19 protein-coding genes and 6 pseudogenes are annotated in these 24,697 nt (G+C 69.3%); 9 read left to right on the forward strand and 16 right to left on the reverse strand.

From position 1 onward, the window contains the following. Positions 1–564 precede the first annotated feature (564 nt). The 3 genes from QQY24_RS01015 to QQY24_RS01025 all read right to left on the reverse strand — a co-directional run bounded on the left by QQY24_RS01015 (position 565) and on the right by QQY24_RS01025 (position 3,322). Entirely contained in the window at positions 565–1,287 is a 723-nt protein-coding gene (locus QQY24_RS01015) for a type 1 glutamine amidotransferase domain-containing protein (protein ID WP_301970707.1), read from the reverse strand. A 182-nt stretch (positions 1,288–1,469) separates the two neighbouring features. Beyond that, positions 1,470–2,306 (reverse strand): alpha/beta fold hydrolase, encoded by an 837-nt coding sequence (locus QQY24_RS01020; protein WP_301970754.1) that lies wholly within the window; start codon positions 2,304–2,306, stop codon positions 1,470–1,472. Positions 2,307–2,461: 155 nt separating this feature from the next. Beyond that, on the reverse strand, positions 2,462–3,322 hold the full coding sequence (locus QQY24_RS01025) for an alpha/beta fold hydrolase (RefSeq protein ID WP_301970709.1): 861 nt from the start codon (positions 3,320–3,322) through the stop codon (positions 2,462–2,464). 556 nt (positions 3,323–3,878) lie between these two features. Here QQY24_RS01025 and QQY24_RS01030 point away from each other — a divergent pair. Beyond that, positions 3,879–5,204 (forward strand): MFS transporter, encoded by a 1,326-nt coding sequence (locus tag QQY24_RS01030; RefSeq protein WP_301970755.1) that lies wholly within the window; start codon positions 3,879–3,881, stop codon positions 5,202–5,204. Between the two features lie 565 nt (positions 5,205–5,769). Next, positions 5,770–6,576 (forward strand): GNAT family N-acetyltransferase, encoded by an 807-nt coding sequence (locus tag QQY24_RS01035; RefSeq protein WP_301970756.1) that lies wholly within the window; start codon positions 5,770–5,772, stop codon positions 6,574–6,576. A 137-nt stretch (positions 6,577–6,713) separates the two neighbouring features. Here the strand turns inward: QQY24_RS01035 and QQY24_RS01040 are convergent. After that, positions 6,714–6,902: pseudogene (locus tag QQY24_RS01040) on the reverse strand (integrase core domain-containing protein); the annotation flags it as partial. A gap of 435 nt (positions 6,903–7,337) precedes the next feature. After that, positions 7,338–7,694, reverse strand: a complete 357-nt coding sequence (locus QQY24_RS01045; protein ID WP_301970757.1) for a muconolactone Delta-isomerase family protein — start codon at positions 7,692–7,694, stop codon at positions 7,338–7,340. A 28-nt stretch (positions 7,695–7,722) separates the two neighbouring features. On the opposite strand from QQY24_RS01045, the gene QQY24_RS01050 reads away from it, so the two are divergent. Beyond that, positions 7,723–8,055, forward strand: coding sequence for a helix-turn-helix transcriptional regulator (locus tag QQY24_RS01050; RefSeq protein WP_301970758.1), 333 nt, complete (start codon positions 7,723–7,725; stop codon positions 8,053–8,055). A 250-nt stretch (positions 8,056–8,305) separates the two neighbouring features. Here QQY24_RS01050 and QQY24_RS01055 read toward each other — a convergent pair whose 3' ends face one another. Further along, complete coding sequence (locus QQY24_RS01055) at positions 8,306–8,467, reverse strand: hypothetical protein (protein WP_301970759.1); 162 nt, start codon at positions 8,465–8,467, stop codon at positions 8,306–8,308. 326 nt (positions 8,468–8,793) lie between these two features. Then, positions 8,794–9,051: pseudogene (locus tag QQY24_RS01060) on the reverse strand (ISAzo13 family transposase); the annotation flags it as partial. A gap of 39 nt (positions 9,052–9,090) precedes the next feature. Here QQY24_RS01060 and QQY24_RS01065 point away from each other — a divergent pair. The 3 genes and pseudogenes from QQY24_RS01065 to QQY24_RS01075 all read left to right on the forward strand — a co-directional run bounded on the left by QQY24_RS01065 (position 9,091) and on the right by QQY24_RS01075 (position 12,157). Continuing rightward, positions 9,091–9,888 (forward strand): annotated as a pseudogene (locus QQY24_RS01065) (IS5 family transposase). A 62-nt stretch (positions 9,889–9,950) separates the two neighbouring features. Beyond that, on the forward strand, positions 9,951–11,207 hold the full coding sequence (locus tag QQY24_RS01070; protein ID WP_301970644.1) for an IS701 family transposase: 1,257 nt from the start codon (positions 9,951–9,953) through the stop codon (positions 11,205–11,207). A 133-nt stretch (positions 11,208–11,340) separates the two neighbouring features. Then, positions 11,341–12,157 (forward strand): IS5 family transposase gene (locus tag QQY24_RS01075; RefSeq protein WP_301970760.1). Its coding sequence is split into 2 segments (ribosomal slippage): positions 11,341–11,690 and positions 11,689–12,157, totalling 819 coding nucleotides; the frame shifts between segments, so codons are not numbered across the junction. Between the two features lie 283 nt (positions 12,158–12,440). On the opposite strand, the gene QQY24_RS01080 is transcribed toward QQY24_RS01075, so the two are convergent. After that, on the reverse strand, positions 12,441–13,100 hold the full coding sequence (locus QQY24_RS01080) for a response regulator transcription factor (RefSeq protein ID WP_301970761.1): 660 nt from the start codon (positions 13,098–13,100) through the stop codon (positions 12,441–12,443). Continuing rightward, positions 13,097–13,666: pseudogene (locus QQY24_RS01085) on the reverse strand (sensor histidine kinase); the annotation flags it as partial. The gene QQY24_RS01080 and the pseudogene QQY24_RS01085, both read right to left, overlap by 4 nt. A 539-nt stretch (positions 13,667–14,205) precedes the next feature. Here QQY24_RS01085 and QQY24_RS01090 point away from each other — a divergent pair. Continuing rightward, complete coding sequence (locus QQY24_RS01090) at positions 14,206–16,518, forward strand: helix-turn-helix domain-containing protein (RefSeq protein ID WP_301970762.1); 2,313 nt, start codon at positions 14,206–14,208, stop codon at positions 16,516–16,518. On the opposite strand, the pseudogene QQY24_RS01095 reads toward QQY24_RS01090, so the two are convergent. From QQY24_RS01095 to QQY24_RS01110, 4 genes and pseudogenes are all read right to left on the reverse strand, one after another. After that, a pseudogene (locus QQY24_RS01095) lies at positions 16,475–16,630 on the reverse strand (transposase); the annotation flags it as partial. The gene QQY24_RS01090 and the pseudogene QQY24_RS01095 overlap by 44 nt on opposite strands. A gap of 557 nt (positions 16,631–17,187) precedes the next feature. Then, positions 17,188–17,898, reverse strand: a complete 711-nt coding sequence (locus QQY24_RS01100; protein ID WP_301970763.1) for a DUF4232 domain-containing protein — start codon at positions 17,896–17,898, stop codon at positions 17,188–17,190. Positions 17,899–18,345: 447 nt separating this feature from the next. Then, positions 18,346–18,909 carry an MFS transporter gene (locus tag QQY24_RS34625; RefSeq protein ID WP_367658033.1) on the reverse strand — a complete coding sequence of 188 codons (564 nt, stop codon included), beginning with the start codon at positions 18,907–18,909 and terminating at the stop codon, positions 18,346–18,348. Between the two features lie 60 nt (positions 18,910–18,969). Further along, complete coding sequence (locus QQY24_RS01110; protein WP_301970764.1) at positions 18,970–19,140, reverse strand: hypothetical protein; 171 nt, start codon at positions 19,138–19,140, stop codon at positions 18,970–18,972. A 615-nt stretch (positions 19,141–19,755) separates the two neighbouring features. On the opposite strand from QQY24_RS01110, the gene QQY24_RS01115 reads away from it, so the two are divergent. After that, a complete protein-coding gene (locus QQY24_RS01115) occupies positions 19,756–21,567 on the forward strand; it encodes an adenylyl cyclase (protein WP_301970765.1) in 1,812 nt (603 codons plus the stop codon). A gap of 738 nt (positions 21,568–22,305) precedes the next feature. On the opposite strand, the gene QQY24_RS01120 is transcribed toward QQY24_RS01115, so the two are convergent. From QQY24_RS01120 to QQY24_RS01130, 3 genes are all read right to left on the reverse strand, one after another. Then, on the reverse strand, positions 22,306–22,719 hold the full coding sequence (locus tag QQY24_RS01120; RefSeq protein ID WP_301970766.1) for a hypothetical protein: 414 nt from the start codon (positions 22,717–22,719) through the stop codon (positions 22,306–22,308). 321 nt (positions 22,720–23,040) lie between these two features. Further along, positions 23,041–23,433 carry a hypothetical protein gene (locus QQY24_RS01125; protein WP_367657966.1) on the reverse strand — a complete coding sequence of 131 codons (393 nt, stop codon included), beginning with the start codon at positions 23,431–23,433 and terminating at the stop codon, positions 23,041–23,043. Between the two features lie 68 nt (positions 23,434–23,501). Then, on the reverse strand, positions 23,502–23,756 hold the full coding sequence (locus QQY24_RS01130; protein ID WP_301970767.1) for a hypothetical protein: 255 nt from the start codon (positions 23,754–23,756) through the stop codon (positions 23,502–23,504). Between the two features lie 92 nt (positions 23,757–23,848). Between QQY24_RS01130 and QQY24_RS34630 the strand changes: the two are divergent. Then, a pseudogene (locus QQY24_RS34630) lies at positions 23,849–24,568 on the forward strand (MFS transporter); the annotation flags it as partial. Positions 24,569–24,697 lie beyond the last annotated feature (129 nt).

The following is a 24,697-nucleotide window of genomic DNA, read 5'->3' on the forward strand; positions in this document are numbered from 1 at the left end:
GCCGGGCGGACCTGGGTTCCGTCGTACAGGTCCCTCTCGATTCGGCGCATTTCGCCGACCTGCGCGTCGACCGTCTCAGCCCGTGACGCCGTCAGCCGGCTCACCTGGGTCCGCAGCCTGGCCCGCGGTGGGGGCCGGGAACGACCGGATCACCGCCGCATTCGTTCGCCGGCGGCACCGCGCTGACGTGCCAGAGCGCCAGGAGCACGAAGCCGAGCGGCGGTGCCGCGCTGGCCACGGTGCTGGTGCGCTGATTCGCCGACAGGCACCGGGACTGGGACTGGGGCCAGTGCCTCTATGCCCGCCACCTTCCTGTCGCCGGTCGGCCGATCGACCGTACGGTTGCCCATGCTGTGGCGGCGGCTTTGGGGCGCTTCACCGTGTGGGACATCTCGCAAGGTGTTCCGGGGGCGGCGCTGCTTCTGGAGGGTATGCGATTGTGATCCTTTCCGCCGGCCGTGGAGGGCTGTGCCGTAAGGCGGTGGTTGGCTCGGGTCCGTTGCGCGTAGCGCTTCCGGCCCGCCGGGCTGGAGCCTGGCGGGCCGGAAGTACGGGAGAGACCTTTCACGCGGAGACGGACGGGCTCTCCTTATCGACGGATCCGGCCCGAGCCGTGGTGAGTGCGATGAGCGCGTCGGCGGCGGGGCCGGAGGAGGCGGGGTTCTGGCCGGTGATGAGCAGGCCGTCCTGGACGACGTAGGGCTGCCAGTCGCCGATCTTGGAGTAAAGGCCACCGAGCTTCTTGAGTTCGTCCTCGACGAGGAAGGGGACGACGTCGGTGAGGGCGACGCCTTCCTCCTCGGTGTTAGTGAAGCCGGTGACCTTGCGGTCCCGGACCAGCGGGGTGCCGTCCTCGTTGACGGTGTGGCGCAGGACACCGGGGGCGTGGCAGACCAGGGCCAGGGGCTTGCCGGAACGCAGGGTCGTCTCGATCAGACGGGCGGAGTCGGCGTCCTCGGCCAGGTCCCACAGGGGGCCGTGGCCTCCGGGGTAGAAGACGGTGTCGTAGTCGTCGGCGGCGACCGAGTCCAGGCGCACGGTGGTGGCCAGGGCGCGGGTGGCTTCGGGATCGGCTTCGAAGCGGCGGGTCTGGTCGGTCTGGTTGGCGGGTTCGTTGCTCTTGGGGTCCAGCGGCGGTTGGCCGCCCTTCGGGGAGGCGAGGGTGATGTCCCAGCCGGCCTCCTGGAACCGGTAGTAGGGGGCGGCGAGTTCCTCCAGCCAGAACCCGGTCGTGCGGCCGGTGTCGCCGAGCTTGTCGTGCGAGGTGAGAACGATCAGAACCTTCATGATGACTTCCTGTAGATCAGTAGGCCGATCACCCCTGGCGAGGCGAGCGGTGCAGGGGACGTAATGAAGCGGGGCGCGAGGGTGCGGGCACGGCCGGCCTGCCGGAGCGGCCGGCCAGGCAGCGGTGCGGCTTACGCAGGGGTGCGGCTTACGCAGGGGTGCGGCTTACGGTGGGGTGCGGCTTACTGGGCGAGGAAGGTCAGCAGGGTTTCGTTGACTTCGGCGGTGTGGGTGGTCAGCAGTCCGTGGGGGGCGCCGTCGATCTCGGTGTACTGGGCGGTGGGCAGGGCCTTGGCGAAGCGCCGGCCGGTGGCGTCGATGGGCAGGGTCCGGTCGGCGGTGCCGTGGACGATCAAAGCCGGGACGTCGATCTTAGGGATGTCGGCGCGGAAGTCGGTGGGCCAGGCGAGGGGTGCGGCGGCCGAGGCGATGGCCCCCGATCCCGCGGCGACGTTCCAGGCGTTGCGGACCGCTTCTTCACTGACGCGGGTGCCCAGGTTCTCGTCGAGGTTGAAGAAGTCGTTGTAGAAGTCGGTGAAGAACGCGTACCGGTCCTTCTTGACCGCCTCGGAGACACCCTGGAAGAAGGAGGCGGGCGCCGCACCGTCGGGGTTGTCGTCGGTGATCTCCAAAAACGGCTCCAGCGAGGCCAGGAACACGGTCTTGGCCACCCGCGCCGAACCGTAGACGGACAGGTAGCGGGCCACCTCACCGGTGCCCATGGAGAACCCGACCAGTACCGCCTCGTGCAGATCCAGCGCCTCCAGCACCGCGTTCAGGTCCGCGGCGAAGGTGTCGTAGTCGTACCCCGTCGAGGGCTGGCTCGACTTGCCGAAACCCCTGCGGTCGTAGGTGACGACCCGGTAACCGGCCTCCAGCAGCGCCGACGTCTGACCCTCCCACGAGTTCCCATCCAGCGGATAACCGTGGATCAGCACCACCGGCTGACCCAATCCCTTGTCCTCATAATGCAGCTCGATGTCCGCGCTGTTTTCCGTACCGACCTTGATACGTCCCATGACGCCCAACCTCCACAGTGTGTTCCGCGCTCCGACAACCACAACTATACGACCGGTCTACTCAACCGTCAATCATGCCCGCGCCGACAAACCCGCCGATCACCCCACCGACGGCCGAAGACCGCAGGTCATGATCGACACAGACACCCCAGGGGCTACTCGGAGGTGGCTCGGACGGCCTGCTCGATGAGACGGGTGACCGCGCCGGGGTGAGAGACGGCGACCGCGTGCGAGGAGTCGACCTCGACGGTGTGCGCGTGGGCACGTTCGGCCATGAACCGCTGCTCGGCCGGCGCGATCGCATGATCCTCGGTGGTGACCAGATCCCAGGAAGGGATGGTCTTCCAGGCCGTCTTGGTGGTCTTCTCATCGAAGACGGAGGCGGCCAGCGGACGCTGGGTGACGGCCATGAGATCGGTGACCGACCTGGGCACGTCGGCGGCGAACGCGTCGTGGAACTTGCCCTTTTGGACGTAGAGATCGGTGCCGGTGCCTCCGCCGGGCAGCGGATAGGGCACGGCATCGAGGACCGAGGGGAGCGTCGCCCCCGGGAACCTGTCGCCGAGTTCGGCGAGGGTCTCACCCTTGTCGGGAACGAACGCGGCAACATAGACCAAAGCCTTGACCTGCGAATTGCCCGCAGCGGCATCACTGATCACCGAACCACCGTAGGAGTGGCCGACCAGCACGATCGGACCCTTCACGCTTCGGAGGTAGCTCTCCAGGTAGCCCGAGTCACTCGCCACGCCGCGCAGCGGATTGGCGGGAGCCTCCACCGGATACCCCGCGCGCCGCAGACGCGTGATCACTCCGTTCCAGCTGGAGGAGTCCGCGAAGGCCCCGTGCACCAGCACCACCGTGGGCTTCGCCCCCCGCCCGGCGGGCTCGGCGGTAACCGCGGAAGCCGGCATCACGGACGCCAGACCAAGGGCAGCCACACCCGCAACGGCCGCGAGCGCGGAAACACGCCGGCGAGACGGACGCAGCACACTCTTCATCTTCGCCTTCATATCCATCTACATCTCCTTGAGAGGTGTCGTTCATCGCTCTTCGAGTGGTAAGTGCCGCCACCCCACGGACACGGACCGGGGCAGTAGCCGACACGCCGGACACACCGGCACGCGCAGCGCCGAGCACGACGTCAGACGCGCCCAGCCGGTTCGAAGGGCTCCCCAAGCCGCCGCTCCCACCTGCGTGAATACGACGATCTCACCTTTCCGTCACCGGCGTGGCTACATTAACATAACTGTAGCCGAGACGATTACGAAAGTGGGTGACATGAAGATGACCAGCAACACCGACCCCCCAAGTCCGCACACCACACGGCCAGGACGCCGAGGCGAGAGCGCGGAAATCAGCACCCGACGAAGAGGTCCCTCAGCGCGGTCCCCACACGTCGACCGACCTCCGGCTGTTCGCACAGCCGGGCGTCGGACGCGGCGCGGCGCGGCGCGGCAGCCGAGTCGCACGCCGGTGACGGAGCGGTCCACTCCCCGGCCCTGGGGGCGGACCGGCTCAGAAAAAACCGCGAGCTATATACGACCGGTCTACTCATAGTTTAGTGTCGTGGCCATGGATACTTCAGAGATCACGGCTCCCCCTCGTCAGCACGCCGCTATCCGCCCGCGAAGCACCGGTGACGGCGGGCGGAACCGAGGCGCGGGGCCTTCCGGCATCGTCACGCCGGCCACGGCAAGGACGTCGGCAGCAGTCACGCGGGCCGCGTGGACACGGCCCGCGGCCGCTGTCTTCACCGTGGGGTGGGGCGCGAACATGTTCGCCTCCGTCCTCCAGGTCTACCGAGGAAACCTGAGCGGACCCCAGGTCAACGCCCTCTTCGGGGCCTACGCGCTGGGGCTCATTCCGGCGCTGCTGGTCATGGTCCGGGTTTCGGACCGGCTCGGCCGGCGGCGCATTCTGCTGGCCGCCCTGCTGTTGTCCGCACTCGGCTCCGCGGTGATCCTCTTCTCCGGCGGGGCGTTCGGGACGATCCTGGCCGGGCGGGTCCTGGTCGGAGTCAGCGCCGGTTCCGCGTTCGGGCCGGGAACGGCATGGATCAAGGAGCTCTCCGACACCGCGAGGGCCGCGGGGGCGGGAGCGCGCCGTTCGGCGGTCGCGCTGACCGCCGGGTTCGCGCTCGGACCGTTGCTCTCCGGCGTCATCGTCCAGTGGCTACCCTCTCCGCAGACCACGGCCTACCTGGTGCACATCGTTCTGGTGGTACTGACGCTGCCGGTGGTGTGGCGTGCTCCTGAGTCGGCTCCGCCCGCCGCCGGACGTGACAGTCACTCGTCGAACCACGGTGACGGGCCCCTGAAGGTGCTGACCAGCCGTCTTTTTCTGACGGCGGTGCTCCCGACCGCGCCCTGGGTCTTCGGGGCCGCGACGGTGTCGCTCGCCGCGCTGCCCGTCCTGGTGCCTCTGGGCGGGTACGGCGCCGTCGGCGGAGGCGTGGTCGCCGCCGTCACCCTGGGCAGCGGCATCGCGGTGCAGCCCTGGGCGCGGCGTCTGACCCGGCGGTCCCCGGCGGCACCGTTCCGGACCGGCATGGCATCAGTGATCGCCGGACTGCTCGCCGCGGCGCTCACCGTCGCCACCGGTTCGCTGGTCCTGCTGCTGGCGACGGCCGTCGTCCTCGGCTCGGCCTACGGTCTTCTGCTGGTGAGCGGTCTGCAGCTCGCGGAGTCGCTCGCCGGCCCGCGGAACATCTCGACCGTCATCGCCGTGTTCTACAGCCTCACCTATGTCGGATTCGCCGTCCCCGTCCTCGTGCAGGTGCTGGGCAAGCTCTGGGATCCGGCAGCTGTCCTGGTCACCGGCTCGGCGCTCGCGGTGGCCGCCCTGGCCGTGACCCTGATCGCCTGGCCGGTACGACGGGCGTCCCGTACCGCGTCCTGACTCCGCCTCGGGCACGGCCGGGCGGGTGCGATGAAATCCGCGGACGGGCTCGGCGCCGTACCTGTAGCGGTGTGTTCGGGCCCGGAGGGAACACGGGTCCTCCGGGCGAATCCGTGCGGTCGTACCGGACCCGGCGGACGGCGTCGCCGGCTTTCCGCCTCCCGGTTCGTCCCTCGGTTCGCAGGCCGGACCGGTGGTCCCGGCCAGGTCGGGCAGCCGGGCTCCGGCGGCGGCGAGGCGGAGCCGTCCGAGGCGCGTCCGGCGCAGGCGGGCGCAGGTGACACAATTGGCGTGACAGGACACTGAGTTGCCGGACCCGCGACTGAGTTGCCGGACCCGCGGTCGAGCGTGCGCCGTACCTCTGCCACCATGGCCCCGCGGTGCCACGACGATCACGGTGGTCCGCCCCCTCATGAATCGAACCCGCGTGGCGCCGCACCGAAATCCATGAATCGAAACGTGACAGGTACGTCTGCTCCGGGCCTGCGTATGTATTCTGACCACTCGACGCGGAACAGAGGCGCCGTCCGACCGAAGAGGCCCGGAAGGAAAAGGAACTTGAAGCATGAGTAATAATTTTCATCCTGTGCACCACAGGGACCGAAGTGTTTCCATAATTGATGCCGACACAGCGGACAGTGAATCCAGGTTTTTTTCCTCCGTTCCAGGCTACAGCCTGACGGTTGCCGACCGGGACGAAGTGCGCGAAGCTCAGCAGTTGCGTCACGATGTGTTCGCAGCTGAATTCGGCGCCCATATGTCCAGCCTGACCAATGGATTCGACGCCGACGAGTTCGACGAACACGCCGCCCATCTGATCGTGCGCGAGAACAGCAGCCGGAAGATCGTCGGAACGTACCGCATGATGACACCGCGCTGCGCAGCGCTCGTGGGAGAGCGGTTCGGGGACCGGACCTTCGACCTCGGCCCCCTGCGGCCCATCTCCGCCGATCTGGTGGAGACGGGGCGCTCGTGCGTACACCCCGACCACCGGAGCGGCGCGGTCATAAATTTGATCTGGAGTGGTATCGGTCAGTACATGCGCAGGACCGGGTATCGCTGGCTGGGTGGCTGCGCCTGGGTTCATCTACGGGGCGGCGAAAGTGAATCCACTGTCACATGGAAAACGCTGCGCGAGAAGTACATGGCGCCGCCCGAATTTCGGGTCGCCGCGCATGAGCGCCTCTTGAGTGATGACACTGTCGATGTGGACAGTCTCGCCATTCCACCACTGTTGCGCGGGTATTTGCGGTTGGGTAGTTGGATCTGTGGCGAGCCGGCGTACGATCCGGATGTCAGAGTGGCCTCGTTCTATGTGCTCCTTTCCCTGGATCATATGAACCCGCGCTACCGTCGTCATTTCTTCGAGTGATCTCGAGTCCCTCACCTGGAGGGCAAACCGCTCCGGCCCGGCCCGGCCGGGACAGCGAAACGGTCGAGCCCGTGCGACGGAGGGGCTCTGGCCACCGGCTACCTGCCGGTGCTCGGCATCGCCGTGCCGCTCAGTACCTAGGTGTATTGCCCTGTGAGGTGGGGGACGCGGCTGGCGGGTGGTCGGCCTTTCAGTGCGGTGTGTCCGCGGTGGTGAGTGTAGGTGTGCAGCCGGTCGGGGAATGCCGCACGTCGTTCGGCTTCTGAGCGGTGGGGGCGTGCGTGGGCCCATTCGTGGAGCAGGGTGCGGTTGAAGCGTTCGACCTTACGGACGGGGCCCACGGATTCGAGGCCGGCTTCGCAGCCATGACCGCGCCGGTGACACCGGGCGCGCCGGCTCGACGGTGACCCACGCTTTCGGGCTGCTGGTGGTACGTGGCATGCCTCGGGCGGGTCGGTACCCCGCCGCCGCACCACTCGGACGACCCCGTGGTCGTCAACGTCGGCAGCAGCACGGACTCCCCCACCCATTCCCGCCCACGGTCCGGGCCGGGCGTAGTCGCGCCGCGGTGCGCCGCCCGGAGGCGGCACCGACGATGCCGGCCACCCGGTACGTCGGGGCACCGCGGGGCATCGGTGTCCATGCCGCCGGCTCCGGCTGCGGCTGCGGCGACCGGCCTGAAGGATCACGACACCCCTCGGACCGCCACCGAGCGCCATGGGGGGCGGCCCGTCAGGTCCCGGGTAGGCCGCGCCGCCCCGTCAACCGCTGTGGCACACCCAGGCGCCGGGATCCTCCTTCACCATGGCGAGCGTGGCCAGCGCGGTCACCTCTATCTCCGCGTACGGCCGGATCGGCAGGCTCTCCAGCGCCCCCTCCAGGGCGTCCGCGTCCGCGGCCGACCAGATGCCGACATTGGCACGCGTACCGGGCACGCGCCAGATGTGCCGCAGCACCCCCTCCGCGTGCAGCTCACGGCCCCGGGTCTGTTCCCGCTTGATCAGGTCGGCCCTCTCCTCGGCCGAAAGGTCATAGGCGCGGCGCACATCGATACGTACCAAAAAATCCATCACGGTCTCCTCGGCTTGCACAATGAACCATACATCGATGTTCGTCAAACATAGATCATGGACGTAGACTCGCCGCATGCCCAAGCACCCCCATCACCCCGACGTACGGGACGTCCGGCTCGTCCGGATATTCTCGGCGCTCGGAGATCCCGCCCGCCTGTCGATCATGAAGATCCTGGCGGACCACGGAGAGCATCAGCGCGGCGATTTCGAGGTGGACGTCACCCCCTCGACCCTGAGTCACCACATGAGGACACTGCGCGAGGCAGGACTGACCCATCACCGGATGGAGGGCACACGCTGCTTCGTGTCGCTGCGGGAGGACACCCTCCAGCGCTTCCCCGCCGTCCTGAAAAGCGTCCTGCAGGCTGTCACCACCGAAGAGCGGGAGCACGGGAGCGTCCTCTGACGAGGGTGCGGGGAGCCGGCCGTCCTCCGCGGCCTGAGACTGCGGTCGACACCCGGCCCGGGACGTCGATGGCGCCGCGCCTGCCGCCGTGGCCGGCGCGGCGCCACGGCTGTGCCACCGTGCCGGCCGGGACTGGTGGGCGGACCGACGCGCTGTCCGGCCGCGGCGGGGACACCCCGGGACGTGTCCGCACTGGCGCCTCGGCGCCGGGGGCCCTCACCCAAGGCCTGTAAGTTACAGGGCTTGCAGATCAATAACTCGCCGTCTTGATCTCTGGTTTGGGGCTGCCGAGGTGTGTGGCGAGGTCGGTGAGATCGTCGAGGGTGGCCAATTGCGTCTCGGCGGGTTCGATGGCGTGCCCGATGTCGTGGAGGAGCCGACGGGTTTGGCTGATGGCCCGGTTGAGGGTCACGGATGTCACGGTGAAGAGCGGGGCGAGGACGACCTGGGGGAGCTTGAACCGCTGGTAGAGGATGGTGGCCAGGAGTCGGTCGACGAGGGTGAGGCCGGCGCGTCGACCGGTGTAGAGGCCAGCGGCAGGGGTCTTCCGTCGATCGCCGCCGCGTCGCTGCTGGGGGTCTGCTTCCCGCTGAGCCGCGCGGGCCGCTGCTAGCTCGGTGACCAGCGAGTCCCACTGCTCGTGCGGGATGCCGGTGAGAGCGGGATGGGTCAGCCAGTCGCGGCCGGGGCCGCTTCGTTCTGGGGCGGGATCGGAAGGACGCCGTCCCGGCGGTGTTCCTGGGGATGGAGGGTGTAGTTCCAGTCGCCGTGCCAGTCATGGCGGCTCAGCGGCAGGGCGTTCAGCTGCCCGTCACTGATGCGGACGCCGGTCTCGTAGAGGGCGGTGTCGAGTTCGGCGCGGACTGTCAGCCCCGTGCGGGTGGTGGTCGCTGCGATGCTGTTCACGATGACTTCATGGCTGGTCAGCGGCCTGCCCCGCCAGTTCATCGTGATGTGGGAGAACAGTCGATGCTCGATTCGGTTCCACTAAGAAGTCGTCTCATTTGGAGTGTTCGGTAGTCTGGCGTCGTGGGGATCGTTGAGCGTCTGGTGCCAGATGGGTTGTGGGAGTTGTTCGAGCGGGTGGTACCGCCCGCTCCGTCTCGGCCGCAGGGCGGTGGCCGCCGTCGGTACGGAGACCGGGAGGTCCTGGCGGCGATCATCTTCGTGGCCACGTCGGGCTGCACGTGGCGGCAGTTGCCCCCGTCGTTCGGGCCCTCGGGGCCGACAGCCCACCGGCGGTTCACCGAGTGGACCAAGGCCCGGGTGTGGGCCAAGCTCCACCGTCTGGTCCTGGACGAACTGGGCAGGCACGGTGATCTGGACTGGAGCCGGTGCGCGATCGACTCGGTGAACATGCGCGCGATGAAAGGGGGGAGCTGACAGGTCCGAACCCTGTCGACCGGGGCAAGAAGGGCTCAAAGATCCACTTGATCACCGAGCGGACCGGTCTGCCCCTTTTCCGTCGGCATCTCCGGTGCGAACCTGCACGACAGCCAGGCCCTGGAATCCCTCGTCCGCGGCATCCCGCCGATCCGCTCCCGCCGCGGACCTCGCCGACGGCGCCCCGCCAAACTGCACGCGGACAAGGGGTACGACTACGACCACCTGCGCCGATGGGTACGCAAACGCGGGATCACCCACCGCATCGCGCGCAAGGGCATCGAGTCCTCCAAGCGGCTGGGCCGACACCGCTGGACCATCGAACGCACCATGGCCTGGCTCGCCGGCTGCCGCCGACTCCACCGACGCTACGAGCGCAAAGCCGGCCACTTCCTCGCCTTCACCAGCATCGCCTGCACCCTCATCTGCTACCGAAAATCCACCAAATGAGACGACCTCTAATACTCCAGCAGCGGTTCGTGTCCTGAGCTGGTGGTTGTCGTTGTCCTGGTATGGAGGGGATGAGTGAAGCCGCTTGCTGGGCCGGCGAGTTGGAGTTGGTGTTCGCTCGGGTGGCGGGCAGGTTCACTCGGGCGGATCTGCGGTGGCGGATGCGGGACTACGTCCGTGGTCTGCTGGGGCGGGCGACACGCAAGAACGGCTGGCAGCTTGCGGAATGGGCAGGTCACCGCACTCCGGACGGCTTTCAGCGGCTGCTGAACAGCAGTGTCTGGGACGCGGACGCCCTGCGTGACGACGTCCGTGCCTACGTCGCCGAACGGCTCGGACCGGGCGGTGTGCTGATCATCGACGACACGGGATTCATCAAGAAGGGCACCACCTCAGCCGGGGTCAGTCGGCAGTACACCGGCACCTCAGGAAAGATCGACAACTGTCAGATCGGCGTGTTCGCCGCCTACGCCACCAGCTCAGGCCGGGCCTTGGTGGACCGGGAGCTCTACCTGCCCAAAGCCTGGACGTCCGACCGTGACCGCTGCCGGGCGGCCAAGATCCCCGACGGGCGAGGCTTTGCGACCAAGGGGGAACTGGCCCGGGACATCGTCCGCCGCTGCCTGGCCGCCGGCCTGCCGGCGTCGTGGGTGACCGCGGATGAGGCCTACGGGCAGGACTGGCACTTCCGCCGCCTGCTCGAGCAGACGGGCGTCGGCTACGTGGTGGCGGTGCCCAAGTCCCAGCAGATCAAGTCCCTGGCCGGCATCTGGCGCATCGACCATCTCATCGATGAAGCACCCGATGATGCCTGGCAGCGGCTGTCCTGCGGCGATGGGGCGAAGGGCCCGCGGATCTACGACTGGGCCGGGGCCAAGTTGCCCGCCAACATCATCTTCGATCCGGATCCGCCGACCCATCACCGGTGGGTGATGGCCCGCCGCAGCCTGTCCGACCCCGAAGATGTGGCCTACTACCTGGCCTACGCACCCGTGGGTGTCGAGATCGCCGAGCTGGTCCGCATCGCCGGCTCCCGCTGGGCGATCGAGGAGTGCTTCCAGGCCGCGAAGAACGAGTGCGGCCTGGACGAGTACGAAGTCCGCCGCTATGTCGGCTGGTATCGGCACATCACCCTGGCCATGCTCGCCCACGCCGTCTTGGCCGCACTCGCAGCACAAGCCCAGGCCGGCGGGGAGGCAAAGGGGGCTGCAGAAACGGATCAGCCACCGTCCCGCTCACCGTGGCAGAGATCCGGCGGCTCCTGGACACTCTCCTGCCCCACCCACGAGCCGACCGCGATCCCATCACCCACGCACTGAACTGGTCCGCCTGGAGAAGACACCGCCAGGCCATCGCCCGCCGCTGCCACTACCGAAAACGCACCTCAGGCCACGAACCGCTGCTGGAGTACTAAGACCGTGTCCTATGTGGTGATGGCTCGTTGAGCTGCGTATGGGGCGGGGTACGTGGAGTTGGATTGTTCCGGACGGGCTGTGGGAGATCGCGAGGCCGCTGATCCCGCCGTCAAAGGTGCGGCCGCAGGGTGGCGGGACGCAGGACACGCCTGATGAGACGCTGTTTGCCGCGATCATCTATGTGCTGGTCAGCGGCTGCGCCTGGCGGGCACTGCCACCGTGCTTCGGTATATCGAAGTCCACTGCGCATCGCCGTTTCGTGATCTGGTCGCGCGCCGGTGTGTGGGGCCGGCTCCATGAGGAGATCCTGCGCCGGCTCGACGACACGGACCTCCTCGATCTTTCCCGTGTCGTCCTCGACTCCGCCCACGTGAGGGCTAAAAAGGGGCGAACACACAGGTCCGAGTCCCGTGGACCGGGGCAAGCCGGGTTCCCAGATGCACATCCTGTCGGACGCGAAGGGACTGCCCCTTCTCGTCGGCATCTCCGCGGCCAACGTCCACGACAGCCAGGCCCTGAAGCCCATGGTGCTCGGTCACCTAACGAGACACGACCCGCACAACGGCCGGTACTTCAAGCCCCAGCGCCTGCATGCCGACAAGGCATACGACGTCCCTGAGCTGCGGAAATGGGTACGCGGCAAGCGCATCGGCGTCCGCATCGCCCGCAAGGGCATCGAGTCCAGCGAACGGCTGGGCCGGCGTCGTTGGGTGATCGAACGGACCATGTCCTGGCTGACCGGCTACCGTCGGCTCAACTACCGCTACGAACGCAATCCCCGCAACTACCTGGCCTTTCTGGGGCTTGCCGCAGTCCTCTGCTGCTACAAGCGACTCCTCAAGCCCACCACATAGGACACGGTCTAAGAGTCGTCCTTGCGAACCTACGTCCGCAGCGACTTGGCAGTGATGCCGAGGTCCGCGGTCACCGCCGCGCACGTCCACTTCCCGGCCACGGCGCGGCAGAGCGCGACCGCGTCCTTCCTGAACTGCTCCGGATACGGAGACGTGCGTCCCGCCTGGACGTCCCTCCATGGGCCATCAGCATCCATTGTCAGGGTGTCCACTCCAAAGGATCAGCCTCGTCCGGCAGTTGCCCGCTTAACGACGCCTCAGCGCCGCAGCCGAAACGGCGAGGCTAGATCACCAGGCCGTGCCGGTAGGCGTAGATGACGGCCTGGACGCGGTCACGCAGGTCGAGCTTGGTGAGGAGGCGGGAGACATAGGTCTTGACGGTCTCATGGCTGATGACGAGCGCCGCGGCGATCTCGCTGTTGGACAGTCCGTCCGCGATGAGGTGGAGAACCTCCAGTTCGCGGGGTGTCAGCGGGATGTCCCGCGCGCCGCCCCCGGCGGGCCGGACACGGGCGGCGTAACGGCTCACGAACCGACGCGTCACCTGGAGGTCCAGCAGCGCCGCGCCCGTGGCCACGGTCCGGATTGCGTGCAGCAGCCGGTCCGGCGGCGCATCCTTGAGCAGGAACCCGCTCGCTCCGGCCCGCAGCGCCTCGTAGAGGTACTCGTCCGCATCGAACGCGGTCACCACGAGCACCTTCACGGGGTGCTCGACCCCGGCACCAGCCAGCAGCCGGGTGGCTTCGATGCCGTCGAGGACCGGCATGCGCACGTCCATCACCACCACGTCCGGGCGCAGTCGGCCGGCCAGCTCCACCGCGGTCCGCCCGTCCCCGCACTCGCCCACCACCGCCAGGTCCGGCTGAGCCTCGATGATGGTCGACAGCCCGGTGCGGATCAGTACCTGGTCGTCGCAGACCAGGACCCGGACGGACGCGCTCATGCCGGGCTCCCCACGGGTGTCCGCGCCCGGACGAGGAAGCCGGCGCCCAGCAGGCCGACCCGTTCGCGCAGACCCTCCAGTCCCCTCCTGCCGCCGCCGGGGGAACCGGCCCGCGAACCGGAACCGTCCGTGCCGGCCCCCACCGTGAGCTCCCCTCCACCATGACGCACCGGGGCCGAGGTCCGGCCGCCGCGGTCATGCTTGAGCGCGTTCATCAGGGCCTCCTGCACGGCCCGGCAGGCCACGGGGCCGGCGCCGCGCCCTCCTCGGCGAACCTCACCGGCTGCCCGGCCGACCGCGCCTGCCCGACGAGCGTGAGCACCCACCCGAGGGGGGGGCATCCTGTCCTCGTCGCCGTGGCCGGTGCCATGGCCGGGGGCGAGCAGGCCGAGCAGGTACCGCAGGTCCGTGACGGCTTTCCGGCCGGTACCACTGACGGCGGCCAAGGCCTGGCCGAGGCGGTCCGGCGAGGCGGTCAGGTACCGGGCCGCCCCTGACTGCACCACCGTCCCCGCCACATGAGGGGTCACCACGTCGTGGAGCTCGCGGGTGATCCGGACGCGCTTCGGGCAGAACGCACCCTGCCCGCGGATGGTGCCGAACTGCCGCAGAGGGTTCTCAATGGAAAAGGACATGCACAACGCCCGGTAGGCCGCACCGGACGCTCGGCTCGACTCCCCAGGCGGACTCACTTTGGCCGGGCGGACAGAGGGCGGGCGACTCGATGCCGAGGGCGGCCAGGGCTTTTTCGGCGGCCTTCGGAACGGCCCCCAACAGTCCGACCACCATGGCGAGAACCATGGCGAAGGACGGGGCACGCCGCAGTAAGGCGGCCCGTCGGCCCGGAGACCCCCGGCGCGAGGCCCGGTGTCAGACACGCGGGCTGTGAGCAGCCGGGTGCTTCATGGGTAACTGCATGGTTGTACCTTCCGCGCGCCGCCTCCCCGTGCCGGGCCGTCGGTGGGCGCACGGCAACGGACATCCGCCACCCGGTCGGGCGGACGCGACAAGTACACTGCTCGTCACGGCCGGTGCCCAGGTAGAACAGCAGGCACAAGTAGCGCCGACCAAGATGCCCGCACGCATACTGGCAGGGACGCGGACGGTGGACAACTTAGGAGCGCTCGTACGGCGGCTGCGGCACGCCGCCCAGATGACCATCGAGGAGTTGTCGCACGCTTCCGGGGTGAGCGTGCGAGCGATCGGCAACCTGGAGCGCGGCGGGAGCCTCGGGCCGCAGCGCGCCACCGTGACCGCGCTCGCCGAGGCGCTGCGGCTGACCGGCGATCCGCGCGACGAACTGCTGCGGACCGCCCGTGCGGGCCGGCGCCGCAGCCCGGCACCGGCCCCTGGACTGATGGCGATGCCGCGCGCGGTGCCCGACTTCACCGGCCGCGGTCAGGAAATGAGCCGGCTGACCTCATTGGCGGACGGATCGCCGGACGAGCCGGCGCCCATCGTCGTGATCTCGGGCCAGCCGGGGGTCGGCAAGACCAGCCTGGCCGTGCACGCCGTCACCGAGCTGTCGGGGCGCTTTCCCGACGGGTGCTTCTTCGTCGACCTGCGCGGCATGGAGGCACGGCCGCTGGACCCCGGCGTCGTTCTGGAGCGGCTGATCCGCGCCCTGGCACCGGACCACAGCCGGCTGCCGCTGGATCCGATCGACCGGGCGGCCGTGTACCGGTCCGTGGCGGTCGGGCGCCGGTTCGCCGTGGTGCTGGACAACGCGGCGGACGAGGCCCAGGTACGTCCCCTGCTGCCGGCGACCGGCACGATCCTGACAGTGATCACCAGCCGCCGGATGCTCACCGGTCTGGAGGGGGTGGCCCGGCTGACGCTGATGCCCCTGCCCGTCGCAGAAGCCCGCGGCCTGCTGGAACACTTGATCACCGACCTGCCCTGTACCGACCGCGCCACCGACGCGGTGATCCGGCTGGCGCGCTCCTGCGGCAACCTCCCCCTGGCCCTGCGGATCGTCGGGAACCGCCTGGCCAGCCGCCCCGACTGGTCACCCGATCGGCTCGCCGCCCGTCTGGAGGACGAGGAACGCCGCCTGGACGCGCTGACCGCCGGTGACCTGGAGGTCACCGCGGCCTTCGAACTGTCCTACGGACAATTGTCCGGCGCCGCACAGCAGCTCTTCCGGCGCCTGTCCCTGATGCCGGGACCGCACAGTGGCCCCGAACTGGCCTCGGTGCTGGGAGGACTGCCGGGCGCCGACACGGAGGACGCCCTGGACGAATTGGTGGAACTCGGTCTGGTCCAGTCCGGTTTCACCGCGCGCTATCGACTGCACGACCTCATCCGGCTCTTCGCGCGGCGGCGGCTCGAGAAGGAAGAGCCAGAGGACGAGCGCATCGCCGTAGAGGCACGGGCGGTGGACTGGTTGCTGGACACGGCGATCACCGCCGGCCGCCGGTTCCACCCGGACCACCCCGCCTTCCTCGAGCACCGGGACGACCGCGTGCGGCTGGACACCCCTGAGGCGGCACAGCACTGGCTGACGACCGAGGCCGACAGCTGGCTCGCAGCGCTGGAACTGGCTGCCGCCACCGGAAGGCGGCGACGGGTGATCGATGTGGCAGAAGCCATGCACTGGTTCTCCGACCGCTGGATCCACTGGGGCCACTGGCCCCGGGTGTTCGCCCTGTCCAGCCAGGCTGCCGCCGAACTGGCCGACCACGCCACCACCGCGACGCACCTGAACTACCTCTCCTGGGCACACAACACCTGCCTCGGCGACACCACCGGAGCGAGCGACTGCGCCCGTCGGGCCCACGCGGAAGCGGTCGTGGCCGGGGACCTGCGACAGCAGGCGTGGGCCGACTCCTACCTGGCGGTGGCGCTGCTGAAGGGCGGGGACGCCCAGGGTGCGCTGCCGCTGGCCGCCCGGGCGATGCGGGGGTTTCGCACGGTGAACGACCGCGAAGGCCTGGTGATGCACGCGCTGTCCACCCTGGGCAGGGCGCTCGAACGCACCGGGAAGCCCCACCAGGCGTTGCGGGCCTACGGGCGCAGGCTGGCACTGGCGGCCGACCCGGCCACCGCGCCGTCGCCCGTGATCGCCGGAATGACGCGGGTGTCGGCGGCACGCGACATCGGCCTGCTGCACATCACGCAGGGGCGGTGGCGGGAAGCGGTGGAAACACTGGAAGCGGCCGTAGCCTGGGAGCCGGCGTCGAACATCCCGCAATGGCAGGCGCAGATGTACGCCGCGCTCGGCCGGGCACGGCGCGAACTGGGGCAAAATCGGCGGGGATCGGCCGACGTGGACCGCGCCATCGCGATCTACCGGAGGATCGGTGACGACAGGGCCATGAAGGCTCTCCAACCCCTGCGGGACAGTTTGGGCCCGCCTCCGAGCTCGCTCGACAGCGGATGCGGGGAATCATGTCCGGAAGTGGCGTCAACTGGGTGACGTCGTGTCTGTTTCCGCTGCTCAGAGTAACGACGAGGGGTGTTCCGTGCCGGTCGGTGATCAGGTGGTGCTTGCTGCCCGGCCGCGCGCGGTCGCCCGGCGAAGGTCCGGTGTGAGCGCCCTAATGCGGCCTGCAGGCGGTTCCAACTCGTTCGTGCAAGGTACTGGAACCGCTCCACGCCGGTGACGGACAATGACCGTGTAGGCCGACTTCTCGTTCGGCTGGGCGTCTTTGACGTTGTTCGCGCGGGCCCGGGATCGGAGCACGGCTTCGGCACGGCTGGGGGAGAGTACGGCTGCTCCCCCGGCCGCCGCCTGTTGCGTGGCATACGCACCGGGACGCATCGCCCTCGGCGTCGCCTGTATCAGCAGTCTTTGATGGCCAGCCGGACCGGTCTCGCTCATGCCGGCGACAAGCTCCGGCTCAGATCCGGGATAGAACATCCCCGGACCTTGTCCAGTGAGCCGAGCCAACAGCACGCGGGCCCGTGTTCCGCACTTCATGGTCAGCCGGGGATTTGCAGCATCTCTCGCCGGCAGGGGAGGGCGAACGGGGTCCGCAGGGCGGTCCCCAGTGGCCTCGCCGAGTTGCTGGTCGCACGGGAGCCTTGAGAGTCGCCGACCGTGGATGTACGGGAAGGCGGCGACGCGTCACCGGCCGGCGTGCCGTCAGAAGTCGTACGGCTTCTCGGTGCTCCAGTTCAGCACGTCGGCCTCGTTCCAGCTGAACTGCGGCTTCTGGCCCTTGTTGACGACGGAGCAGAAGGGGCCGGTGCGACCGTCCGCGCCGCGCAGCGCGATGGCGAGCGACTGCGCCGTGTGGTTGTTCGAGCCGTAGTCGAAGAGGTTCACCGCGCTGTATGCCTTGCCTCCGGGCTGGAGCGTGATGCGCTTGTCGCCACCCGGGTTGTCCTTCTTCGAGTGCGGCAATGCCGTGTTGTCGACGTTCCAGTCGAGCACCACGGCGGGGTAGGAGGTGACCCAGCATGGCTTGGTGCCCTCGTTCACCGCGGTGAGCAGCAGGTGGTCGCCCTGCTGACCGGCGAACCGGTGCACCGCGGTGACCAGCATCTCGTCTCCGCGGCACGGCTGGGTGCCGGCCGTCGTGCGCTTGCTCACGACCTTCTCCGTCACGCCCGAGGCGGTCGCCGAGCGCACCCCCACCCTGAGGTGACCAGCGCTGTTGGTCTGCTCCGTGCCGCCCTTGCCGTTCTCGGCAGACGCGGACCTGCTCTGGGCGGTCACAGCGCTGTAGTCGCCGCCCGCCGCCGTCGAGCCGCCGTTGGCGCCGCCGCAGGCGGTCAGGCCCAGCGCCAGCGCGGCGGTGACGGCGGCCAGGGCGGCGGAACGGGCGGTACGGCGGGCACGGTGCGTGGTCATGGTGAAAGCTCCCCTGTGGTCTGCCCGGACGCGGTACCTCCCCTGCTCCCGCAGGGTGACCGGCCGCATCGGCTGTTTCACTGCACCCCATGAGATGACGTCGGGGCGAACGTCGGTTCACTCGGGTCCGTCCGCATTCGGTAACAAGGCGACCGGGCGCAGGCACGACGGTGTTCAGGCCGCGTCCGTCGCGGTGCGGCGCCCGTGGCCGCTGCGACCCTGGGCAGGGCCACCAGGCGCTCCCATCCTGGCCGCAAAACGGTTCGCCGGCGGTCCACCGCGTATGCGACCACCGCCACGCCCAGCCCCGGCAACGCCGGTGCCACCCTGGTCGGCATCGGTGACGTCACGCCCAAGCCCGGCCACGAGTGCCGGACCGCTGAGCCACACTTCCCCTTGGAGCGTTCGATCACAGTCCGGGCGCGCGAGCTGTGGGGAGAGCGGCCTCTACAGGTCGAGTTCCAGGTGCTCCACGTCCGTGAACCGCACCTCCTCCGGGCTTCCGGCGCGGCGGCCGCCGTCCTGGAAGCAGACCTCCTTGAGCGCTTCGGCCGCGATCTCCTGCAGGCGGGCGTCGCTGGCACCCTGCTCCTGGGCCTCGAAGAAGCGGGCGGCGTGGACGGGCGGCAGGACGACGGTCAGGTGCTCGTCCTGCCCCAGGCCGTGCCGCAGGTGGTGGATGAACACGTCGGTCATACCGAGGCTGAGGAACGTGGTGATCGTCAGCAGCACGGCCAGCGCCCGCAGCACCGGCGTGCGCCGCAGGAAAGCGGCACCGGTGCGCAGGTCGTGCGCGCGCGTGGGGCCGCTCGCCGGCCCGCCGTCCGGCGGCCGTTCGGTGGGCCTGAGCCTGATGGCGGCCAGGCCGAGGAGGGAGGTCCCGAAACTGCCCGCGTTGATCGCCACCGTCGCCGTGGGCCCGAGGGACCCGGAGACCACACCCGCCAGGGCGGGCCCGGCGATGTACGCGACCGCGTCGGTGGCCTCCAGGCGGCCGTTCGCCGCGGCGATCTGGTCCTTGCCGAGACGGGCAACCCCGTGCCCAGTGCAGCTCCGGCAGGTGGTCGAAGTTCATGCCGTGGACGGAGGCGACCAGCGCCGGGTGGACAGGATCGCCGCCCACGACGAAATCCTCTTCACCTGCTCGCCCCATTCGGAGGTCTCCTCCGTGAAGCGGCGGCTCTCCTCGCCCCGGGCAGGGCTCGCGCTCGACATGCGCCGCACGGCTTCGTTCTGCTCCATCGTCACAGCGCGGAGCGGGCGGTCAGGGCGTTCTCCAGCGGCGACCTGGCACCGTCGACGCGTTCCGTCACCCGGATCGCGTGGTCCAGCACGTCGCGTAGCCTGTCCTGCACATCGTCGCCGGTGCCGAGCCGCGCCGAACAGACCGGGCCAAGTAGGTGGACGAAGCAATACTGGTCGTTTGAGGAGCCTCAAAGCACTGACAGGCGATCCCCTCCGCGGACGGCCTCCACGACCAGCGCGAGCACCTCGGCAACCAGTCACACCAGCTCTTCGAGCTGCGTCTTCAAGCTGGCGGAGGCTCACCGGGTTGCCGCCGACGTGATGTGAGGCATGCGGATGGGGGCGGGCTGAGCGCTGCGGGACAACGGCGCTGGGAAACGGTGCGGATGCAGGCAACTGGGTGGAACGGCGTGCCGCCCCCGCGGGCGCTGCTGGCCGAACAGGACTCGCCCCGGGGCGGCAACCCAGCTTGCGGGGTGGTTTCATCGCGGTGCGCGCACTTGTTGACGCTGCCCTCCGGCGATGATTCACTTCGCTTCCGAGAGCGCTCTCAGTCGGTTGAGGACCAGCCGCGATCCCCTTTGCCCACCATGATCAGGGAGAGCCGTGCCCGTGATTCCCACTCGACGTGCCCTGCTCCGCGGAGCGGCGGCCGTTGCCGCCGCGGCGCCGCTGGCCGGCGTCTCCACAGGAACCGCCGCCGCCGCGTCGCCGCCCGCACCCGCGGAACACCCGGGCCGCCACCGGACGGCGAGCCTGGGGCCGAACGTCCTGCTCTTCAACCCCTCGATGGGCGACGCCGCGATCCAGAAGCAGCTGGACGCCGTGTTCGCGGTCCAGGAGTCCAACCAGTTCGGCACCGAGCGGTACGCCCTGGCGTTCGAGCCGGGCACGTACAACGTCGACGTCAACGTCGGTTTCTACACGCACGTGCTCGGGCTCGGCGACAGCCCCGGGGACGTCGTGATCAACGGTCACGTCACCGTTGACGCCCAGTGGTTCGACGGCAACGGCACGCAAGACTTCTGGCGGTCCGCCGAGAACCTCACTGTCGTACCGCCGGACGGACTGGAGCGCTGGGCCGTCGCCCAGGCCGCGCCGATGCGCCGCGTGCACGTCAAGGGCAGCATGAACCTGATGCCGAGCCCGCCCGGCAACGGGTGGTCCAGCGGCGGATTCCTGGCCGACAGCGTGGTGGACGGCGACATCAACTCGGGTTCGCAGCAACAGTGGCTCTCGCGCAACGACACCATCGGCAGTTGGACCGGCTCCAACTGGAACATGGTCTTCGTCGGTGTCCAGGGCGCGCCCCCCACGTCCTTCCCGACGCCGCCCTACACCACCGTGGAGCGCACCCCCGTCATACGCGAGAAGCCGTTCCTGACGGTGGACCGCCGCGGCGCGTACAGCGTCTTCGTACCCGCGCTGCGCCGCAACAGCACCGGCACCTCCTGGGCGAACGGGCGAGCCGCCGGCCGCAGCATCCCGCTGTCGCAGTTCCACGTCGCGCACCCGGGCGAGTCGGCCGCCAGCATCAACCTGGCACTCGCCCTCGGCAAGCACCTGCTGCTGACCCCGGGCATCTACCCGCTGTCCGCTCCGCTGCGGGTGTCCCGCCCCGGCACCGTCGTCCTGGGCCTGGGCCTGGCCACTCTTCAGGCGGTCCGCGACAACGCGCTGATCGAGGTCGCCGACGTCGACGACGTCTCCCTGGCCGGCGTGATCCTGGAGGCCGCCTCGGCCGACTCCCCCGTCCTGCTGCGCGTCGGTCACGGCCGCAGCCGGCTGAGCCATGCCGCCCGGCCCACCGCCCTGTTCGACATCTTCCCGCGCATCGGCGGTGCAGTACCCGGCGGCACCCAGGTCAGCATCCAGATCGACAGCAACGACGTGATCGTCGACCACGTGTGGGCCTGGCGGGCCGACCACGGCCTGGACGGCACGGTCGGCTGGTCCGTCAACCCGGCCGGCACCGGCTTCCTCGTCAACGGTGACCGGGTCACCGCGTACGGCCTGTTCGTGGAGCACCACCAGAAGTACGAGGTGCTCTGGAACGGCAACCACGGCCACACGTACTTCTTCCAGAACGAGCATCCCTACGACGTCCCGACGCAGTCGGCCTGGAGGCACGGCAGCACCAACGGCTACGCCGCCTACAAGGTCGGTGAGCACGTGACCGACCACCACGCATGGGGCCTGGGCAGCTACTGCTACTTCAACCTCAACGCGGACATCTACACCGACCGCGCCTACGAGGTTCCCGACACCCCCGGCGTCGTCCTCACCTCCCTGATGACGGTCTGCCTCAACGGCCCGGGCGGAGGCGGCATCCTGCACTGCGTCAACAACACCGGTGACCCCGTCCAGAACGGCTTCGGCGTCTTCAGCATGCAGTCGTACACGCACGGCGTCGGCACGCCCTGACCGCGCCTCCGCCCCTGAGCGGGCAGCTCCCCTTCCCTGGAGCTGCCCTGCGAAATCGCGCTCCTATCGATCCCAAACGGTTCGGGTTCCGGGCCGTTGGTGGTGTGTGAGCGATCTGGTGGGGGACGCGCGGCCTCCGTCGCCGCCGGCGCAGGAGGCCCTGCGTGGAACCAGCAGTACGTCGTCGAGCCGATCCCGTCTGTCTTGCAGTGACGGGAGACGGCCGTGGAGACGTGGGCCTTGGCGTACGCCGTGACCTTCACGGTGCGCGGCTTGTAGGGCGAGTCGCCCTTGAAGACGGCGTGGACGGTGGTGTCGCGGACCATGTCGACCACGGCGGAGATGTCGCCGTGGGAGTTGACCGTTCCGGACTCGACGAGCTTTTGGGGGCGGTCCGAGCCGAACGGGTCGGACCGGATCTCCACCGTGCGGTTGTTGTACGTCGTGCCCAGGTGCGCGGTGAAGCGCACGTCGGCGCCGTACGCGTACACCTTGCCGTTGTTGTCCAGGTTCAGCGACGGCGTGGCGCGCGAGACCGGGACCTCGTCGTAGGCGCTCGCCGTGGTGTGCTCGGCGTCGCCCGCGTAGGACACCCGGTAGGTGACGGTGCCGCCGCAGTCCGGGGTGTCGGAGAAGGAGTACGTGCCGTCCGCCTTGACCGCGACCGCGGGCAGCGTCTTGCCGTCCGGGTGCTCCATGTCGGTGCGAGTGGCCTTCAGCCGGGCCCGGCCGGGAGCTTCACCGTCGCCGTAACCTCGCCGACACCGCCAGCGGCTTGGCGCGGGTGGCCGTTGACGGCGCGTTCACCGTGATCGTGGACACACTCAGCGCGGGGTCGGTGAGCACCCTGAGCGTGTAACCGCCCGGGGACGACACGAGGGCGAACAAAGGGGAGGCGTCCGGGGCCCAGGCGACCTGGGATGCGTCGAGCGCGCAGGTGCGGACCGCCTTGCTCTCGCCGGGCCGGTAGACCGACACCCGGTTCTCCTCGACGGAGCCGACCTGGGCGACCAGGCCGTTCGGCGCGACGTCGGCGCGCTGCCCGAACGGGTAGGAGACGGTTTCGGTGAACGCTCCGTCGGCGTACGCGTACCGCTTCGTCGCGCCGCCCCGGACCGTTGGGCCACCGGGCAACAGGTCGTCGTTAGTCACGGCAAACCCGGTGTCCCACACAGGTCGTGTCGCCTGACCCTCGCTTTCCCTCTCTGACCCAGCCGTTCCGCTCCTGGCTCCTGCGCGTTGGGGGCGGTGGTTGTACGCCGGCGTCCCGGAGGGCGACACCGTGATCGCGGTGCGCGGCCCGCACCGCGGATCCCGCTGTGCGCGAGCGGGCCCGCTCCGGACGGCTCGGCTTCGTCCAGGAGCCGGTCAACTGCACGATCCATACGGCGCCGTGCGGTCTGCGGCAGCGGGCAATGCCCGGACGACGGCCCCGTCGGTGATCTGCTGGCGGAGGCGTTCGATCTCCGCATGCTAGGCGGCCAGCCGGGAGATCGCCAGCTGCTTGAAGTCGGTGAGCTCCGCCAGGCTCGCGTCGCGGTCCGTGAGGCGCTTCTTCAGTTCCGCCCGCTCGGTCTTCAGCCGTTCGATCTGTGCCCCGCGCGGGTCGACGATCTTCCCGGCCTGCTGGAGTTCGCGAACCCGGCGCTCGAACTCTTCGGCCAGGTACTGGTAAGCGCCGGGTCTGGGGGTGCCGTCGCGGCTCTTCTTTGGGTAGAAGCCAGTACGGGTCACTCCGGCGACCGCAGCGAGGGTCTTGAGATCGGTCTTGCCGCCCGGCGGCAGGTTCCCGCTCAAGATCCGCTCCATCGCGCCCCGGATCGCGGCCTCGTTACGGGCTTTGTCCTCCTCGGTGAGCCGAGCCATCACATTCCTCTCACGCCACCGCAGAAGCGGCATCGATCTCGGCGACCACACGCAGGGCACGGTCGCGTTCAGGCAGGAGCCGTTCCTTCTCGCCCTTGGCCACCCGAGGGCTCTCGAGGGCTCTCGACGAAGGTGTCGATCACGGTGACCTGGACGAGCCACACGGGCCGGTGACTTTGGTGATGGGTGGCCTGCGGACAACGGGCCGAGTCACACATCCCCACCAGCGGCTGCTTGGCATTCGGGTTGCCCGCGAGCTTGAGGCACAGCGCCTTGGACGGGTCGCGGAACCAGCAGAAGTTCGCCACTTCGACGTGCAGCACCTTCGACGGGAGGTAGGAGTCAGGTGACGTCCCACATCGTCCACACCAACCTGGTCGACGCCGATATCAACTCACTCACCGACAGGGCGGCGATGGGGCTGCCGGAAGGCTACGTGGAACCGAGAGCGGCACGCCTCGAGCATGCCGCTCAACTGGCGCGCCACCCGGCCGCCCAGCTGGCCGCTGCGGTCGAGGACGCGTCCACCACTGTCGAACACCACTTGGCGGCGGGCACCGTACTGGCCTTCACCGAACTCCCCCGCGCGCACCCGGCCGCGCCCGTTGTCGCCGTCGCCGTCGTGGTGGCGGTCGTGGCCGGAGGACTGCTCGCGCTCAGCCAGGGGCGAAGCCGGCCGCTGGTTCCACGCGCCCTGTTGCGCGTGCGAACCCTTCGAACAGCCGGCCTGGTCGCGGCGTTGTACATGGCGAGCTCCGGGGCCGAGTTCTACCTCGTCACCTTGTACCTCCAGGAGGTACGGGCCTACGGCGCCCTCGCCGCAGGCACGGCCTTCCTGCCGCTGGCCGGAGCCATCGTCGTGGGAAACACGGCAGCCGGTCGGCTGGCCGGCATCCGGTCACTGCGGTGGCTGTTGTCCACGGCCTTCCTCACCGGAGCGGCCGGCCTCCTGGTACTCGCCCTGGCCGTCGCCGCCGGGGGCGGATACGCTCCGGCCATCCTGCCAGGACTGCTGCTCAGCGGCCTCGGACAGGGGACGGCCTTCACCGGCATGTTCATCACGGGCACCCGGGATCTCCCCGAGGAGAGCAACGGAACCGGAAGCGCCCTGGTGACGACGGCGCAGTACATCGGCGGCTCCGTCGGCCTGGCACTACTGGTCCTGCTCCACGGAGAGCACCCGGCAGCCCCTGACTTCGTACGAACGTTCTGCGTCACCGCGGTCATCGCGGCGGCCGGTGCACCGCTGGCGCTTTCCCTCCTC

Source organism: Streptomyces sp. TG1A-8, assembly GCF_030499535.1.
Taxonomy (GTDB): domain Bacteria; phylum Actinomycetota; class Actinomycetes; order Streptomycetales; family Streptomycetaceae; genus Streptomyces.

Bases quoted from the DNA above. Each gene is read 5' to 3' on its own strand.
- QQY24_RS01080 (WP_301970761.1), bottom strand. From the start codon at position 13,100: ATGAGCGCGTCCGTCCGGGTCCTGGTCTGCGACGACCAGGTACTGATC.
- QQY24_RS01050 (WP_301970758.1), top strand. From the start codon at position 7,723: ATGCCCAAGCACCCCCATCACCCCGACGTACGGGACGTCCGGCTCGTC.
- QQY24_RS01030 (WP_301970755.1), top strand. From the start codon at position 3,879: ATGGATACTTCAGAGATCACGGCTCCCCCTCGTCAGCACGCCGCTATC.
- QQY24_RS01020 (WP_301970754.1), bottom strand. From the start codon at position 2,306: ATGGGACGTATCAAGGTCGGTACGGAAAACAGCGCGGACATCGAGCTG.
- QQY24_RS01100 (WP_301970763.1), bottom strand. From the start codon at position 17,898: ATGACCACGCACCGTGCCCGCCGTACCGCCCGTTCCGCCGCCCTGGCC.
- QQY24_RS01025 (WP_301970709.1), bottom strand. From the start codon at position 3,322: ATGGATATGAAGGCGAAGATGAAGAGTGTGCTGCGTCCGTCTCGCCGG.
- QQY24_RS01015 (WP_301970707.1), bottom strand. From the start codon at position 1,287: ATGAAGGTTCTGATCGTTCTCACCTCGCACGACAAGCTCGGCGACACC.
- QQY24_RS01110 (WP_301970764.1), bottom strand. From the start codon at position 19,140: ATGGAGCAGAACGAAGCCGTGCGGCGCATGTCGAGCGCGAGCCCTGCC.
- QQY24_RS01070 (WP_301970644.1), top strand. From the start codon at position 9,951: ATGGAGGGGATGAGTGAAGCCGCTTGCTGGGCCGGCGAGTTGGAGTTG.
- QQY24_RS01125 (WP_367657966.1), bottom strand. From the start codon at position 23,433: ATGGCTCGGCTCACCGAGGAGGACAAAGCCCGTAACGAGGCCGCGATC.
- QQY24_RS01035 (WP_301970756.1), top strand. From the start codon at position 5,770: ATGAGTAATAATTTTCATCCTGTGCACCACAGGGACCGAAGTGTTTCC.